Source organism: Dorea acetigenes (assembly GCF_025567385.1).
Lineage (GTDB): Bacteria > Bacillota > Clostridia > Lachnospirales > Lachnospiraceae > Claveliimonas > Claveliimonas acetigenes.
In genome coordinates this window covers 8,028-25,561 of record NZ_JAOQJU010000037.1, presented here as the reverse complement: position 1 = coordinate 25,561, position 17,534 = coordinate 8,028, and the positions used below count along the sequence as shown (strand labels likewise).

Sequence of the window (17,534 nt, the reverse complement as noted above, 5' to 3'; positions counted from 1 at the left end):
CACCGCCAAAAGCTAATATATCTGCAATTTTCAAGGTTCCGATGGAGCCATTTTTTCAGCTCCATTTTTTCATAGACTACTTTACACTACCTTTATTTATATTTTATAATCTTTCATTAAAAATTTCATTAAACGCATAGTTTACGAAATTTATTCCCGACCTGTTCTTTTCATCTCATTGAAAACAAAAAAGCGGTTCGTGACACAGCATTTTCAAGCTGAACGCATCCTAAATCTGTTCTAACTTCTCATCCGTCTGTTTCTGATATTCCAACTGCTTCAATTCCACATTGCTGATACGCTCAAAAAGCAGAACATTGTTGGAGATAAAGCGACGCATCTCTACGAAAGTCCTCATAATACCGATACTTACATTTACGGCAACTTCGCTATGGAGAACACTTGCAAGCATAGATATTCCTTGTTCCGTAAAAACATAGGGTAAAGTACGTCGTCCACCATACCCGTTTTCGTTCAAGGGCTGTCGGGAAATAGACAGTTTTACGACTTTTTTGAAATTGGGCAACAGAAAATTAACTTCAGTTTCTTCGTCAAGAAATATGAGGGAAAACAGGAGCAGAAAACAGCTTAGCCTGGGAAGCACTTCAAAAAATCCAAACAAGGGGTTTTTGCGCCCTAAAATAAGGACTACAAAAAGGGAGAGACATTCCGTGAAAGGATTCGGAGCTTAAAAAAATGGCACCTGCCATTTCTGACAGATGCCTATGTAATCACATTATTATTTTTATAAATTAACAGTTTCCAAAAAGTCTTGAATCATCTTAAACGCAACACCCACATCTATCTGAAGCCAGTTTCTGTCTCCGGAATGCTCCACATTTCTTCTAAACTGACGATTTGAAAATGTAAGTGCTACCCTCTTGCGTACACCATTCATATCTTTTTCTCGCATTAATGGCTCGTCGATGATATACGCCCTAATGCAATCTGCAAGTCGTGACATATCCACATGATCTTTCAAATAGCAGAAATCAAAGATATCTTTATATCTTGTAGAAAGAGGGCCAAAGCGTAACAATGATCTTAGTTTCTCTGCAAAAATTTGCTCACAGGAATTAATCAACAGACTTGCTCCCTCATCATCCTTAATGATAATATATACATGTTTTCCGCTATACTCCTGTTGAGAAAGCTGCTCAATTTTGTTGCCTTTAATCTCAATTCTAATTCCTTCAAGACAATTCAATTTTGAAATAAAATATCGGATGGATTCGTCTTCCAATGAATATCTGATAAAATCCAAATCCAGGTCTTCCGTAGCGCGTCTCACATTCCCGGTAATGCTGCGCATCACAACGCCACCTTTTATGGTTACATTTCTTCCCAAATTGCTTCGTACAATTGCCTTAAGTACAATATCCTGACACACACGTGCATCTGCATTCCGTTCTGAATACCCAGCATCCCTATATTTCTCTGCCATCTTCTCCAAATTCATCTTTAGAGTACCTCCATCTGTAAAATTTCAAGCACCTTATTACTCTTTGGTGCCATCAATGCATAATCCTGAATTTTCTGCATATCCAATCTTGGAAGTAACTTACGGTAATTTAAGATAATTTCCTTATAATAATCAAAAGGCAACTTACTTTTATATCGCACAAGTTCAATCAGCATACGTTCTTTATTGTAAATCCGTATATCATACCCTTTATAATCAGCAGCTTCAATTCCTTCCTCGAAAAAGTCATCAGGAACAAAATACTGCTTCACTCTTTCATCTTTGATTTTAGTAGCATCACGGGTTGTTGCCAAATCACATTCATCCGGTATCACGTCCGTTAATCCGTGAAAGTAAAAAGCACTTTTCATTGTTACTACCGCATTCGGATATTTGTATACGAACATTGCAATTTCCGGGACATATTTCTTCTCCGAATATATTCCTTTTCCAACTTTGAACAGTTCGCCTTCTTTTATTTTTTTCTCAATAAAATAATCTGATCCATATTTTTCAAGACATTCCGCACGTGTTTTCATCGCTTCTGCCTCCTTATTTAGAAATTCATCCGCATTTTTTATTGTTTTGCGGATATTTTTCAAAATTAAAATCTATCAATCAAAATCCTCTTGTGTAGCAAGCTGTGCATACTTGCCGACATTTGAAAGTGTCTCATAGAATTCATTTTTATAAGGGCTGCTGCTACACAGTTTGAATGTGATATATCTTGCTGAACGAACTACTTTTGCAGCAATCTTCAGCAGTTTTTAACGGACGGTATCAATGCGTTGCTTTCAGACGTTTGCTGATAACACCAAGCGTCTAAACCAATTAAATATGTTATACGTAAAAGCATATACCTGCAGTCTGTTGGCATTTACCATTCTGGTATGACTGCTTACGGACACGAAATCAAAACCGGATTTGCTTTCTTCAATGTAAATTAAAAGGAGAACCGGACGCATCCGACTCTCCCAAGTACACTCCTTAGAGACGCACCGCTATTCACAACTTAACAAAGTCCACATCTCATAGGAATGTCTCTTCTTTACATGTCAGGGATATCTTTTAGTAAGATTTACCCCAGTATGCCATATGCTTTGCAGGTTTTCCGCACCAGATACATTTGTCTGAAATCATCTCTTCATCTTCAATCAGACATCTGGTTGCCGCGCCGCCGGTTACGTATTTCACTTCGCCTTCGCATTCCGGATCGCCGCACCAGCAAGCCTTTACAAATCCGCGGTTTGCCTTAAACTTCTCTATCATCTCGTCCATTGTTACAGCAGTGTCAATATGGCTGTTTAAGAATGCTTCTGCCTTCTTATACATATCCTGCTGAATTGTCTCTAAGATGTCGCGCAGCTTTCCTGCAATCTCATCCAGAGATACCACAATCTTCTCACGGGTATCACGGCGTACAACAATTACCTGGTTCTTCTCAATATCCTTTGGTCCAATCTCGATACGGGTAGGAATTCCGAGAATCTCCTGCTCAGAGAATTTCCATCCCGGACTCTTATCAGAATCATCGATTTTCACTCTGTAGCCTGCTTTCTTCAGTTCTTCTAACAGCGCATAAGCTCTGTCAAGCACGCCTTCTTTGTGCTGTGCTACCGGAATGACACGGCACTCTACCGGAGCAACATGCGGAGGCAGTACCAGACCGTCGTCATCACCGTGAACCATAATCAATCCGCCGATACTTCTGGTGGACCATCCCCATGAAGTCTCATAACAGCTGTGAGGCTGATTATTCTTATCTATATATTTAATATCAAATGCATCCGGGAATCCACTTCCGAAGAAATGGCTGGTTGCAGACTGCAGTGCTTTACCGTCATGCATCAGCGCTTCAATCGTGTAGGTATCCTGTGCACCTGCAAACTTCTCATGCTCTGCCTTCCTTCCTGATACGAACGGCATTGCCAGCGTCTCTCTGTAACAGTCTTCATATACATGCCACATCTGGATAGTTCTTTCTTCTGCTTCCTCGTAAGTTGCATGCAACGTATGTCCCTCCTGCCACAAGAATTCTCTGGAGCGGAGGAACGGCCTCGTCGTCTTCTCCCAACGGAGCACAGAATTCCACTGATTCCATACCTTCGGCAGATCCCGGTATGACCGTACGGTCTTAGACCACAAATCACAGAACAAGGTTTCTGATGTAGGGCGGATGCATAATCTTTCCTGCAGTCTTTCCATACCGCCGTGCGTTACCCATGCTACTTCCGGGGCAAATCCCTCAACGTGATCCGCTTCTTTCTCCAGAAGGCTTTCCGGAATCAGCGTCGGAAGATATACGTTCTCTACACCTGTTTCTTTAAACCGTCTGTCAAGATCCGCCTGAATCAGCTCCCAGATTGCATAACCATTCGGCAGGTAGTTCAAACATCCTTTTACGCTTGAGTAATCACATAACTCAGCTTCACGGACAACATCCGTGTACCACTGTGCAAAATTTTCATCACGAGGTGTGATATTTTTGACTAATTTTTCCTTTGCCATGTCTCTTTTCTCCTTTTCATTCCTGCGGAGCCCTTGCTCCACTTAATTCTGATGCGGGAAACAAAAAACGCCAGGCCTTTCGCTTCCCTCAAAGGGACCGAAAAGCTCGGCGGTACCACCCTAATTAACTGCGGCCCTTCCGCAGTCCTCTCTCATCACCATTAACGCTAATGTCACGCTGTGCTTTCGCACAGAGGCTCCAAGGTAGGTTCACTGCGCTTCTAATCAAAAATCTTTCAGCCAATGGATTCTCTCTCTGTAGGACTTCCGCTGCAATTACTATTCCTCTTCACTGCCACTCCGTCTTCTGCAACTATCATTGCCGACGGATTATTCAATTAAGGAAATTCTAATAAAATTACCGGCATTTGTCAAGAGGTTATTTCCCGATTTCATCCATTTGGCGTTCTATGTCTTCCTTCTGCCGTTCCAGTTCTTCCTTCTTCTGCAGATATTCCTGTTCAATTGCCCCTTTATCATTTTCCAATTGCTGCCTGTATTCCCCCGCTCCCGCAATATCCATTACCTGAAGACCACTTTCTTCCTGGTATTGTTTAAAATAACTCAGCATTGACCGGAACATTTTTTCATTATACATCTCATCTTCCTGCTGCCAGCCCACCGTATAAACAATGTTTGCCTTATTTTTCACGGCGTCATCCAGCCGGTACTTCGGCGTCTCTCCCTGCAGCCCGACCGCAGCCGGATGCCAGATTCCTCCTTCACCTGCGGCTGTATCCATTTCTCCGGCCTCCCCGTGATGCACCGCAGCCGCGAATCCATGGGCAAGCAAAATTTCGTCATATTCTTTAAGATATGTTTCGGACGGGAAATACATCACGCTGCTGCCGGGGACTCCCGTCTCCTGCATCTTTAGCGCTAATGCGCCCAGCCACGTGTACATATCATCGCCGCTCCACACAATACAAGTACTCCAGCCTGCCTGAATCAGCTCCTGGAACTGCTCCAGGCTCATATTTCCTTCTGTCCCCGGGAACTGCTGCTCTGACACTGCCAGAACGCCGGTATATCCATACTCTTCCATAATAGGGTACGCTTCTTCATATACCCGGGCATCCGGATGTGTAAAGAGCACTTCCGCCGTTCCTGTTCCTTCCATTTTAAGGGAATACTCCTCTTCCAGGTCGTCTATTTCCTGCTGAATCCGGTTCCACTCCACATCCAGCGGGCGAAGCAGCTTCTCCGCTTCTTCTCTTCCTGCAGCCTGCTCCTGCTGCGTCTGATAATCTCTCCATGTAAAAACCCCCAGGCATACGGCTCCTGCCAGACACACAATTCCTGCCACAGCTCCTGCTATTATTTTTAATTTACTCACACACTCATCCACCTTATCGAATCAAAATATATACAAAGAACATCAAATACACCAACAGGAAAAGTGCCCCTTCGCTCCTGCGTATCTCCCGCTTACTAATTGCCGCTATGTACACAACCAGGCTGGCAATAATCAAAATAAATGTATCATATACTGCCGTTACATCCAGTGTAATCGGTGTAATCACCGCAGACACGCCCAGAATCAGCAGAATATTGAAAATATTCGATCCCACAACATTGCCTACCGCAAGATCATTTTCTCCTTTTCCCGCCGCAACCATCGAAGTTACCAGTTCCGGCAGCGAAGTTCCCAACGCAACAATAGTAAGCCCGATAAAAGTCTGGCTCAGTCCAAACGCCGCCGCAATGTCGGACGCGCTGTCCACTACCAAATCTCCTCCCAGTGCAATTCCGGCAATACCTCCGACAATATACACCCCGCTTCTTAACGGACTCATTACTTTATAGTCTTCGTCCTGCACCTCCTTTCTGGAAGCCAGCGCAGACTTGACCGTCGCATACAAAAAAATGGCAAATAAAATGAGAAACAAAAGTCCTCCCAGTTTACCCAGAGAGAAGGATTCCGTCCCTTTGATAACCTTTGTAACGGAAAAATCAGAAACCAGAAGCAGAAGGATTACCGTGATAAATATGGAAAACGGAAACTCCTTCTTAAGCAGCGACCATTTTGCGTGTACCGGATTCACCAGCGCACAGCATCCCAGCACTACCAGAAGATTAAATATATTGGAACCCAGCACATTGCTGACCGCCAAATCGTTATTTCCATTCAGCGCCGCCGTCACACTGACAGACAATTCCGGCATACTCGTCCCGAATGCCACTACCGTAAGCCCAATCACGATGGACGGCACTTTCAATATCTTTGCCACACTGGAGCTTCCATCCACAAAAAAATCTGCTCCTTTCACCAAAAGCACAAATCCTAAAACTAACAACAGATAACTCATTCTTATGATTCCTCTTTCCCTGATTGACATTTATTCAAATACTATGTTTAAATAATAATTGTGTAAGGAAAATAAGTCAAGGAGAACCCCATGAAAACAGACCTTTTAAGCATTTTATACGAAGATAACGACATAATTGTATGTAGGAAGCCGCATGGTCTTCCCGTGCAGACCAGACGGGCCGCCGACCCTGATATGGAAACGCTGATTAAAAACCATATTGCCGCGAACGCTGCAGGGATTCCTTCTTCGAGAGAGCCGTCTTCCAGGCAGCCGTACCTTGCTGTCATCCACCGTCTGGACCAGCCGGTAGCAGGTATCCTCGTCTTCGCCAAGACTCCTGCCGCTGCCCGTGAACTGAACCGTCAGCTTCAAAACGGAGGCTTCGGCAAATATTATCTGGCAGAAACAGAAGGCACACCTCCGGTTCCTGAGGGCACCTTAGAAGATTATCTGGTAAAAGACGGACGCACCAATACTTCCCGCATCTGTGACAAGGAAACGCCCGGCGCCAAACCGGCAAGGCTTCACTACCGCACCATTTCCCCCGAGAGCGCAGGCGCACTCACGGATACCGGTATCCCCGCAAAGGAAAACAGCGCCCACACATTTCTGGAAATTCATCTTGACACAGGGCGGCATCACCAGATCCGTGTCCAGCTCGCCCACATGGGATGTCCGATTGTCGGCGACACCAAATATAATCCTTCAGCGCCGGATGCCGGGAACAGCAGTGCTTCCGGCGGCATCCGCCGGGAACGATCCGGACAGCAGGATAAGCAGGAGCTAATGCTTTGTGCCTACAAGCTTTCCTTCCTCCATCCACGGACGAAAGAAAAAATGTGCTTTGTGCTTCCTTAAAAGGAAGTCCAAAGCACATTCTTCATCACTTTCTTCTTAATCACGGTCTGCTCAACCTTCGGATTCTGTCCGCAATAATCAGCATACTTCCCAGCAAAAGTAGAAAAAGCAAGGTGATTCTTTCATTATAGTCTCCGGTTCGGACACTCTTTTTCAGTCTGTCATCCGTTTTCCCGCCGTCCGGTTCCTCGCCGCCCGGTGGTTCCTCCGGCTCCGGCTCTGTCGGTTCCTCTTCCGCCTCTACCTGTGCTGTCACCACCGTCTGTTCCGTACTCCCGGTCTGCTCATCCCCAGACAACGTCCCGGCACAAACCGGAAGTGGCGCAGACATGATCATAGCTGTTATCATAAGACAGAGGCTGACTGGAAGAACCGCTGCTATCCGCCGCATTTTCCCACCTCTTCTGTTTCTTAGTTATATTCAGCCGCATCAACCACTTTACTATAGAATGTAAGTGTTCCCTGGTAAGTTCCTACCCAGTTATCCAGTTCTCCCGTAATCTGATTCTGATCCAGTTTAAAATCTAAATTAACAGCGTCCTCTGCGTTCTGGAACGCGCCAATCAAAAATCCATTGGCATATTTCGTACTTGCAAGCAAATCGTTGCTATTTGCCAGAATATTATATACCAGATATTGATTATTACTTGCAGCAGCGCCGGTCTGACCGTAAATCCGGAATCCTTCCGTTCCATTTGCCGCATCCTGTACCAGAACTGCCACTCTCTTACTTGCATCCAGATTAGAAACGGATGTTAATTTCACTTTCCCATTCAAAACCAGATTATATTCCCCTTCTCCATTTCGCTTCAGACCGCCAAAGTCCACATATTTGGGAACAGAAACAATATACTCCACAGCTCCCGGATCTGTTTCCGCTACATTCGCAACCACCGTTGTGCTTCCGGACTGCTGGGCATTTGTAACATCCTGGATATCTGAAACATCCCCTCCGCTCACATCTACTGCCATTACCGGCAAAGCATTAGCTGCCAGCAGCGCCGCCGCCAGAAACGGAGCCATTTTTTTCTTCATACTCATATTTTTTCCTCGCTTTCTGATTCATGTTATTACATGTTTTTCATTTATGGTGTAACTGTCAGAGTAAATGCAGAGTCGCTGGCATTCAGCTCGCTGCGTTCCTCATCCATGCTATACCCCTGATAATGTACCAGCGCCTCGTAGGTTCCTGCCTCCAGCGTCTGGTTCAGTTCGATCTGCTCGAACCCGGTTCCGGGTTCAAGCAAACCGGATTCATACAATACAGTTCCATCTTCCAATTGCAGAGTTGCCTGCAGATAGCAGGTGTTCTCCTCCGGGTTTCCGATCCGCAGGCTCAGCGTCGTATCGCCTGCCTTCATCTCAGCGCCGCTGTATCCCGGCACCAGAATATTTTCAGTAATCTCTCTCGGCTCTTCCGTGTCAATGCCATCGTCCCATGCCGAGGCATCTGCATCCACATACGCATTGCCGCCCGTCTCTGGATCCTTTTGCCGGGAAAAGTAAACGGCTGCCGCAATCCCTGCAATCAGAATTACAATTAATAAAACCAAAAGTGTCCAATATCTTTTTTTCTTGTCTTTCATTCTTTCCTCCGCTTACATGAAGCCTATGCTACGAACGTCTTTTTTTATGCCGGATAAACAAAAGAATGATGATTCCTCCGGATACCAGCAGCAGGAAGATCAGCACAGCCGGATTCGCCGTATCGCCTGTCTTTACTGTACTTTTATTATTCTGACTGCTGCCATTCTGGTTATCTGTCGTCTGGCTTCCCGTCTCTCCCTTTACAACGCAGAAGCTTCCCAGCGTATTTGTCTGGACAATTAATTGTTCGCCGTCATTCTGTGTCTTAAGTTCAAGCACATCGCCCTTATCGTTTTGGTGGAAGATACTCAGATCCTTAAGCTTCTCTTTCGTCTCCGGCTTCAACGTAACGGTAAGCTTTCCTTCCCATGTGCTGTAAGTACCGTCCGCATAAACCAGCGATAATTTCCAGCCTTCCAGCAGCTTGCCGGATTTCAGCGCCTCGGCAACACTCTTATATTCCGCATGGTCTGAAGAAAGCTTTTCAAGCTTCAGAGTTGCTCCCGGATGAATCAAGCCGCTGACGCTGATGCCAAGCTTCTCATTTGTCAGAGTCTGCTGTACCACCACTTCTCTCGTAAGCCTTGGATATCCTTCATTTTCACTTGCGCCGTAGACCCAATCCCGCAGGCCAAGCTCCTCTTTCTGTTTTTCAATCGCATGATTCAATGTATCACAGAATTCCTGGGTTTTCATTTCAGCCGTCGTCTTCCGTCCCACGGTCAGCGCCCCGTCTTCCTGATTTGTGCATGCTGCGGTTATATCAGACAAATACCATAAATCCCGGATATTGGTATTGTCGCTGGTTCCGGCAATGCCTCCTGCCGCCGCGCCTGTAACGGCCGCAGCATTGTAACCGTACTGAAGCTTTCCTTCACCGGAATTCTTTCCGGCAATGCCGCCCGCCGTGCTGCCTGCCGCATTCGTTCCTGCCACAGTTCCTACATTATATACATTCAGGATGGTTCCGGTGTTCTCTCCGGCAATTCCACCCGCGCAGGTTCCGGATACGGCCGCGTTGCTGCGGCTGTCCTGAATGACGCCTTCATTGCGTCCGGCAATTCCTCCCACGCAGATTCCCTTTATATCTGAATTCAATGTGTAAATCGGTACTGCTTCCCCGTTGCGGAAAATAGTCGCCGCAGAAGTCAGATTAATGCCGCTTCCGCATCCGATGATTTTTCCCCGGTTTATTCCGGCGATTCCGCCCGCCGTCTCCGGCGTCTCGCTATAATCAAAGTCAATCACCGAAAGATTCTTCACCATACCGCTCTCGCCAATCACTCCAAACAATCCATTGCTTCCATTTACAGGACGCAGCCCCAGGATATAATAGTCTTCGCCCTCATAAATTCCCTGGAAGGGATGTTCTTGCGTACCAAGCGGCAGCGTCCACTCCCTCTCCCCACAATTGATGTTGCAGGTCTGTATGTAAGTTGCTGCTCCATACTGGCTCGGGTTATCCTGGATTTTCTGTGCCATCGCCGTCAGATCTTCATAGCTGGAAATCAGATAAGCTCCTGTTTCATCATCCCGGTCAAACGGAACTTCAATTTCTTCCCACTTTGCGTAGAGGGTAACATCTGCCGCAGCCGCTCCGTCAATTTTCTCTACCGGATTTCCTGAGAAATCTCCTTGTGTATACCACCCAAGGAAACGGCAGCCGTCTTTTGCCGCATCTTTCAGGATTACCGTATCTTCCACGGTATAGGAAGCCGGATTATCCGGGCTGTTCGTCCCGCCGTTTAATTCATAAGCAATCTGCCAGGAAACCGCTTCCCATCCAGCGTACAAATCCACATCGCCTGTCAGCGTCAACGGGTCAACCGTATTATTTTCAAGGGGCTGTGTCAGCGCCTCGTCCAGATACCATCCGTTGAAAGTATAGTAATTTCTCGTCGGATCCTCCAGCACAACTGCTGCACTCTCATTTGTCAGTACCGTCGGATTTGCTGAATGATTGATACCGCCATTCATATGGTAGGTAATCCGATACTCTTCCACAGAGTGAAGCGTTACCGGATCAGACTGCGCCGGGAGATAGAAGCTCTCGATATCTCCGCTTCCATCCGGTCCGATACTTAAATAAGAAGCATAGACCTTATAAATTCCTGTCGGAATCTCTTTTACGGAAATATCACAAGTCCTCTCTCCATCCGCAAAGCTTCCGCTTCCGAGAACACCGATTTCTTTCCCGCTCTCATCGCAATACATCAATTGGATGATTCCTTCAAGTGGCGTCTTTCCGTCTGCATCCGCCGGACTGATTGTAACGGCAAAATCCGCCGTCCCGTCGCTTGTATAATAGTCGCCGCTCTGCTCGCTTACTTGTTCCCCGGACACGGACAGCCCAAGCTGCAATTCATAGAAGTCATGCTCGCTTCCGTCCGAATTGATATACATAGTTGCCACCTTTGAGATTGCACTCTTAATATTGCTTCCCTTTGTCTGGGTTGCAACCACACGGTAATGGGTCTGTTCTTCAAACTCACCGACATTTTCTGAAGTAACCTTCGGCAATTGATATACGGCCTGCGTCGCCCCGTCAATATTCTCCCAGGTTCCTTCCCCTGTCAGGTGCGCATGCGTATATTTCTGCCATTGATATGTCAGGACTGCCCCGTCCATGCCTTCGCCAATCTGCGCTTCCGCCGTCATGGTATGTACTTCTCCGTCATCAGGAGCTACCACTACGCGCTGCGGCTGCTTTATAAAATACGGGGCGGAAGAACTGCTGTCCTTCGTGATTGCAGATACCCAGCGACTAATTACACTGGCATCGCCGCGCCCGTCTTCCTCCTCATATGCTTTCAATGCAAACCGGTAAGTCGTTCCCGGATCCAAATGGGTCGCCACATAATACGTATCGTTCGTAATGCCAAGAGAATGTTCCTGTCCGGTAACCGGATCTTCCACAAACACTTCCCAGGACTGCGCCGGACGGTAGGAAGAGGTATCCCATTTCAGCGCCACCTCATGCTCCGTCGTAGCAAAAACCCGCAAGTCTACTGCTGTTTTCGGCGGCGCATCCACTCCGGTCACAATATAACCTACGCAATAGGCGTTTCCCTGCTTATTCACTGCATCCGTCTGGCCGCCTCCCATCGGAAGGTCTGTATTATTGAACACTGCCAGCTGTGTCGTAAAGGAATAGTCATCGCTTCCTTTCGGCATATCACAAATGGTAGTAGAAAATTCCATTCCATTGGTAGATGTATTCATCGAAGTACAACCGTCACTCTGCTCCCATTTGAACCCCATCGCAACCTCTCCGCTGGTCTCGCCGACAAATGGAATCTTTCCTTCCAATTCTGCTTTTGCATACAGTGAACCATCATAATTTACAGCCGTAGTTTCGGCGTGGGTGGAGTCTTTCGCAATCTCATACGTCAGCTTTTTCCCGGATTCCGAAGAAATGGTCCGCACAGCGTTTCTGGAAATATGTAAATTCTCTACATTTCCAGGCTCTTTAATCTCCGCTTCACTGCCCGGATAAGTCGATGGATCCCCGATGGTTTTGCTTGCCAGCGTTTCTTCCGTAACAGGTCGGAGTCCTTTGGAATCTTTGTATTCTTCCGCCAGCTCATTATATGTCTCTATCGGAATATTCGAGAATGCCGGTTCCAGCTGCATCTGCACATCATACTCCTGCCAGCTTCCCGGCGCTATCTCTCCTTCCTCATACGGATAAGGATCCAGCGCCGGATTCTCCTTGCGCAATTCGTTATAAGCGTCTACTTCCTCCTGGGTAACCTCATATTCCGGAATCCATATCTTATAATGATAGATAACCAGCGGAATCGCCAGGATAATTGCCTGATCCTCTCCGGGCGCCACAATGAACTCTACCGAATCATTTACTTCGTGTTCGGTTCCCCAGCTTTCCGTCTGTTCTTTCATGCCGGAAAAGTCGAATCCGCCGCCTACCTGCACTCCATTTCCAAAAAAGCTGGGACCAATCACCGCAGACGCCTCTAAAAAGAATCCAAGAGACACTCCATGTTCCCTCTCCTGTCCTGTGGACGAACCATAGCTAATACTATAGGATACTTCTCCCGCGCCATAAGTCTCACTGTTATACTGTAATTCGCTCCAGTACGGCGGGCTCTGCAACACACAGTACAAGGTCGGATCGCTCCATCCATAAGTTTTTCCTTCATATTGCACCTGAACCGTATCCTCATCTGCGTCCAGTGCGCAGAGCGTCAGAAAACTTCCTTCTCCCTGTGACGCTCTTCCCTTCAGGTAATCATTATCTGACTTAGAACCGGTAAGATTTTTATCACCATTTTCCCAGATCCAATAGACGTCCAGATATACCTTGCTATGATCACTGCTGCCTTGGAAGTCCCCCGCTACAAACACAAGTTGTTCCGCGCCCCTTCCATTGGTAGAAAAAGTTCCGGCGCACGCCGTACTGATAAACGCTGCATTCAGGTTATCTATAGGAGCCTTGTACTCCGTTGAGAAAGAACCGCCGGACAGCCGTTCTTTTTCCGAAGCGCCGTTTGCCTCACCTCCGGCGAACTTCGACACGACGCCCTCCAAAAATACCTGATCCGCATCAGAGTCTGCATGAAATCTTCCTGCCGCCAATGCTGCCGGTTCTGTCATAACTGTTGTAAGCGGAAGATTTGCAAGCGCTTCCACCTCTTTCGGGGCATCCCAAACCTCTTCATACTTCTGCTCCGTCTCATTCCAGCAGATTAACTGAATCAGATTCTTGGATGCATCCAGTATCCCGACGTCATTGTTCGTACTCCATTCGGTATTCTTGTACCCGCCGATAAGAAGCTCTTCGATTCCATTTCCGTTCACATCTGTATCTGTGGAAGAGCAAAATCTCATACGTGTACTGCCGTAGGTCAAGCTGCTCCTATACTCACATTCCCACCCCATCGAATAGCGGTAGATTGCCATAAGGGAGCTTTGTCCGCTTGTACTGAATTCGCCGCTTGATGTAAGAGGCTTGCTGATGTTAATCACCAGATCATCCCGTCCTGAGATACTGGTTGTGGATAAGGAGACGATCGACTGTGTAAAGCCTGTTATGTGGTTATAACTATTATTCTCATCATTGAGATCACTAAGCTCCATAACATAATGGGCATCCTCCTTGCTCTTCCCATCCCACATATACAGCCTTCCGGATGCAATCGGATAATACATCACCACTTCTTCCTTGCCGTCGCCATTAAAATCTCCTGCCGTCAGACCGGTCAGGCATTCCGTGGAATCCGTTCGTATCTGAGTCGTCCAATCAGAACTCGAATCATGTATCGATGTGCTGCATTCTGATATCTTCACCCATTCCTCAGCTGCTTCATCATAATCATAGGCATAGAGACGTACTTCCGATCCGCGGCTACTATTCCTTATCGAATAAATTTCCTGCGTTATCAGCTCATCCGTACCGTCTCCATCAATATCCGCCCCGCATTCTGCAAGAGCATGAATGTTTTTACTTCCTTCGTCCAGATCGACTTTCTTGCCTATCAACTTGTCATCCATCGTATCCAGACTAAACGCACTTGCGGAAGATTCTGTCACATTATCCGCTATGAAAAATTCTGCTTCATAGGAACTCGTCTTATTCCCATAGCCCACAAATAATTCTGTAGGTGTGATTGACTCATACTCATCCAGCGGATTCGACGTATCCTCCGGGTCAAATTCGTCCGGTGAACTGTTCGCCAGCCCGAACTTCGCATATTCTTCGTCGGTCATGGCATTCAACTCGCCCTCATAGGTCGTTCCTCCTGCGGACGCCTCCGCCGCTTCTGCCTCCGCTCCTTTGGCTGCAGGCAGATATGCCGCCGCCATCGCTGCAATCAGCGCCGCACTAAGCGCTTTTTCTGTCCATTTCTTCCAGTTTCTTTTCACTCTACCGCCTCCTTTTTTTCAGATGCTTCTTCGCATCCTTCCTCTTCCTGTCCTTTTACCTGGGGAATCAGAGACGCGGCAAGCTTGCCCTCTCCCCTTCTTCTCAGGTAAATCACTCCCACGATGGAAAATACTATCGCTCCCACAAAGTTTACCATCAGGTCCTTCATGGTATCTACAATTCCAACGTCCAGATAACCGCCCAGGTTCCACTCTTCTCCGTTAATCATCACCGATTCAATGGCTACCTTCACCGGTACGTTTGCCCCGTCAGGGTTCAGCTTTACAGAACTGATTGCCGGAAGAATCCAGTCCTTCTGCATGTCGGTCTGGAAGAACCAGTCCATACCGAATTCAAAGAATTCCCACAGCACTCCCACCGTCATGGAGAAACAGAATGCCACAAACGCCACGAAAAACGGCGACATCTTAATAGAAAACCGTTCGCTTCTATTGAAAATGTCAATCAGCGCAAATCCGATTGCCGCCATCAGAAATCCATTGGTCGTATGTAAAATGGTATCCCAGATAGGGATTCTGACATAAAAGGCATTGATTTCTCCCAGAATCTCCGCGCAGAAGATAAATACCAGGATTACTGTCTCCAGCCCAATCGGAATCTCTACTCTCAGCTTTTTCTCAATCAGTTTTGGTACCATGAACAAAAGCAATGTAAGAATTCCCAGAAACATATTATGATAATTTCCCAGGAAGAACTGCCGCACAATGGATATTGCCACCAGTACCATCAGCGCAAGTTCCACCTTCGTTCTTTTCTGGTTTTGTGCCTTTACTCCTGCTGCCATCCTCATTTTCCTCCTTAGGCTATTCATATATTTACGGATTCATTATCAATAATTTTCTCAATAAAATCTACCAATTTGGTGTAAACGGTAGATTTTCGGGAGGAATGGATGCTATAATAATATGGATTTTTGATACACTCATATATAGAGGGAAAGGGAAAGTGGATGTGCTATGAATATCGCAGTTGTAGATGACAACCGGCAGGAATCCACCCTGCTGATTCAACTGATTCGCCAATATGAAAAGGAATACTCTCTGTGCATAGATATTTCCTGTTTTTCAGACGGAAGCGATTTTATTGCCTCTTTGAACCAGAATGATTACACCGCCGTATTTTTAGATATTTTTATGGAATGCATGGATGGAATAGAGACTGCCAGAAAGCTATGGGAAATGAGCGCCCAGTGCCTTGTTGTCTTTTTGACCGTCAGCCGGGAACATATCTGGCAGGCCGCAAGCCTCCATTGCTTCGACTATATTGATAAGGAAGATTTTACAAAGGAACGGATTTTTCAGGTTCTTACGGATATCCGCAGACGGCTGCCCGCCATACGCCGGACTCTGGATTTTGTCAGCGGCAGCCAGACGGTTCAGCTTCCGATTAATGGGATCCAGCATATCCTTTCTGACAACAATTATACAATATTCCTGATGACAGACGGGACGGAGCACCGCTATCGGATTCCTTTCAGTAAAGTCTGCGAACTTACAGAAAGCTGCGGATGTTTTCTGAACTGCAATCGTGGGATTCTGCTGAATATGGAACATATTATATCGGAGGAAACGGATGTATACGTCATGAAGGACGGTCATCGTTTTCCCATCCGCAGAGCCGACCGTGCTTCTATTAAGAGCACTTATCACAACTACCATTTTGAGAAACTCGATGAGATATAAGGAGAACTACGGATGAACACATTAAATATCTTCAACATCCTCTATACATGTACGATGCTGATCCCATTGATGTTCTTATGCATATTTCCTGTACGAGACTATCTCAGATGCAGAGCTTCTGCTCTACTCCTGAGATCTGCTGCATGTCTTGTTGGTTTTTTCCTGCTCTCCATCCCGGTTTCCCATCTCACAATCCTTCCAACCAGATTCCTGCTGGCAATGTTTGCGGGTGTGTTCTTCTTCTATTTTTATCAACAGCAATTGGAACTGCCGCTTAATAAATCACTTTTTATTTTCCTTACCGTATACATGATCAGCGGTTTTTCCCGCATTTTCGCAACGCTGATAGATGTCTCCCTGCACCCGGACAATACGTACCAGGATATCTCCGTGGAGGGCTTCCTTTTCCAGCTTGCATTTTTAACGCTGGCAGACTTCGTTCTCTATCTGCCTTTTACCAAATACCTGGGCTGGCTGATTGCGCATTTTCATTCCAAGGTGATTTGGAATTATGTCTGCCCATTTCCGTTTTTATGTGTTATCGTAACCTATATTCTGATTCCCCATAACTATAGCTGGATGTATATCGGCCGTGCACGGTTCATGTATATCTCGGTTCTAACCTGCCTGATTATATTGATTGTTCTCCTTTATATGCTTTTCTACCAGTTTGTCCATACTTTCACTGAAAAGCAGAATCTGGAACACTACAACGAGATTTTATCCATCTAGGGGGCACAGTATCAGCAGCTTCTGAACTCTGTCCGGGAGAACAGCCGGATCCGGCACGATTTCCGCCACCAGCTCATTGTAATCTCAGAATTATTGAACCAGAAGGACTATGCACGCCTGGATACTTACGTCTCATCCTATATCCAGAGCGCTTCAACAGAACTTACCATTTATTCAGATTCACCGGCATTGAACGCTATTCTTTCTTATTATGAATCCCTCTGCCGTGACAGAAATATCCGGACAGAATTCTCTCTGAAGCTGCCTGACCAGCTTCCTATTTCTGAACAGGATTTGTGTGTGATGATGGGAAATCTTCTGGAAAATGCAGTCTATGGCTGCGAACAGGCCGAAGCCCCCTACATTCAGCTAAAACTTGTGCAGACCGCTTCCAGCATGCTGGCAATGAAAATCCGCAACCCTTATACCGATGCCGTTAAAAGCAGGAACGGCTCCTTTCTTTCCTCCCGGCATAGCGGTTTCGGCCA

At 46.4% G+C, this 17,534-nt stretch carries 15 protein-coding genes, 1 pseudogene and 1 other annotated feature; of the genes and pseudogenes, 4 read left to right on the top strand and 12 right to left on the bottom strand.

All coding sequences use genetic code 11. The features are described from left to right. Window positions 1-229 precede the first annotated feature (229 nt). The 7 genes and pseudogenes from OCV99_RS16725 to OCV99_RS16695 form a co-directional block, all read right to left on the bottom strand. Complete coding sequence (locus tag OCV99_RS16725; RefSeq protein ID WP_317248804.1) at window positions 230-412, bottom strand: hypothetical protein; 183 nt, start codon at window positions 410-412, stop codon at window positions 230-232. 333 nt (window positions 413-745) lie between these two features. Then, window positions 746-1,459 carry a nucleotidyl transferase AbiEii/AbiGii toxin family protein gene (locus tag OCV99_RS16720; RefSeq protein WP_158372074.1) on the bottom strand — a complete coding sequence of 238 codons (714 nt, stop codon included), beginning with the start codon at window positions 1,457-1,459 and terminating at the stop codon, window positions 746-748. Between the two features lie 2 nt (window positions 1,460-1,461). Beyond that, entirely contained in the window at window positions 1,462-2,001 is a 540-nt protein-coding gene (locus tag OCV99_RS16715; RefSeq protein ID WP_158372072.1) for a type IV toxin-antitoxin system AbiEi family antitoxin domain-containing protein, read from the bottom strand. A 75-nt stretch (window positions 2,002-2,076) separates the two neighbouring features. Beyond that, window positions 2,077-2,403, bottom strand: a pseudogene (locus tag OCV99_RS16710) (transposase); the annotation flags it as partial. 127 nt (window positions 2,404-2,530) lie between these two features. Next, window positions 2,531-3,970, bottom strand: a complete 1,440-nt coding sequence (gene proS / locus OCV99_RS16705) for a proline--tRNA ligase (RefSeq protein ID WP_158372070.1) — start codon at window positions 3,968-3,970, stop codon at window positions 2,531-2,533. Between the two features lie 89 nt (window positions 3,971-4,059). Further along, window positions 4,060-4,272 (bottom strand) — a binding site (T-box leader). Window positions 4,273-4,349: 77 nt separating this feature from the next. Then, on the bottom strand, window positions 4,350-5,306 hold the full coding sequence (locus OCV99_RS16700; RefSeq protein WP_158372068.1) for a polysaccharide deacetylase family protein: 957 nt from the start codon (window positions 5,304-5,306) through the stop codon (window positions 4,350-4,352). A 13-nt stretch (window positions 5,307-5,319) separates the two neighbouring features. Further along, window positions 5,320-6,279, bottom strand: coding sequence for a calcium/sodium antiporter (locus tag OCV99_RS16695; RefSeq protein ID WP_158372066.1), 960 nt, complete (start codon window positions 6,277-6,279; stop codon window positions 5,320-5,322). Between the two features lie 90 nt (window positions 6,280-6,369). Here OCV99_RS16695 and OCV99_RS16690 point away from each other — a divergent pair, with 90 nt between their 5' ends. Continuing rightward, complete coding sequence (locus tag OCV99_RS16690; protein ID WP_158372064.1) at window positions 6,370-7,140, top strand: RluA family pseudouridine synthase; 771 nt, start codon at window positions 6,370-6,372, stop codon at window positions 7,138-7,140. Between the two features lie 40 nt (window positions 7,141-7,180). Here the strand turns inward: OCV99_RS16690 and OCV99_RS16685 are convergent, their stop codons facing one another. Genes OCV99_RS16685 through OCV99_RS16665 form a run of 5 tightly spaced genes read right to left on the bottom strand, consistent with a single transcriptional unit; the run spans window position 7,181 to window position 15,416 of the window. Continuing rightward, the gene (locus OCV99_RS16685) at window positions 7,181-7,531 is read right to left on the bottom strand and encodes a hypothetical protein (RefSeq protein ID WP_158372062.1); all 351 of its coding nucleotides are present in this window, start codon (window positions 7,529-7,531) and stop codon (window positions 7,181-7,183) included. A gap of 20 nt (window positions 7,532-7,551) precedes the next feature. After that, complete coding sequence (locus OCV99_RS16680) at window positions 7,552-8,181, bottom strand: hypothetical protein (RefSeq protein WP_158372060.1); 630 nt, start codon at window positions 8,179-8,181, stop codon at window positions 7,552-7,554. Window positions 8,182-8,225: 44 nt separating this feature from the next. Then, a complete protein-coding gene (locus OCV99_RS16675; protein WP_158372058.1) occupies window positions 8,226-8,726 on the bottom strand; it encodes a hypothetical protein in 501 nt (166 codons plus the stop codon). A gap of 28 nt (window positions 8,727-8,754) precedes the next feature. Next, entirely contained in the window at window positions 8,755-14,610 is a 5,856-nt protein-coding gene (locus tag OCV99_RS16670; RefSeq protein ID WP_158372056.1) for an InlB B-repeat-containing protein, read from the bottom strand. Continuing rightward, window positions 14,607-15,416, bottom strand: a complete 810-nt coding sequence (locus tag OCV99_RS16665) for a DUF2238 domain-containing protein (RefSeq protein ID WP_317248802.1) — start codon at window positions 15,414-15,416, stop codon at window positions 14,607-14,609. The genes OCV99_RS16670 and OCV99_RS16665 overlap by 4 nt, the downstream gene beginning before the upstream one ends. Window positions 15,417-15,588: 172 nt before the next feature. On the opposite strand from OCV99_RS16665, the gene OCV99_RS16660 reads away from it, so the two are divergent. From OCV99_RS16660 to OCV99_RS16650, 3 genes are all read left to right on the top strand, one after another. After that, window positions 15,589-16,314, top strand: coding sequence for a LytR/AlgR family response regulator transcription factor (locus OCV99_RS16660; protein ID WP_158372052.1), 726 nt, complete (start codon window positions 15,589-15,591; stop codon window positions 16,312-16,314). Between the two features lie 12 nt (window positions 16,315-16,326). Continuing rightward, window positions 16,327-17,046, top strand: a complete 720-nt coding sequence (locus tag OCV99_RS16655; protein ID WP_158372050.1) for a hypothetical protein — start codon at window positions 16,327-16,329, stop codon at window positions 17,044-17,046. A 303-nt stretch (window positions 17,047-17,349) separates the two neighbouring features. Beyond that, the coding region (locus tag OCV99_RS16650; RefSeq protein ID WP_158372078.1) for a GHKL domain-containing protein at window positions 17,350-17,534 on the top strand (185 nt) is incomplete at its 3' end.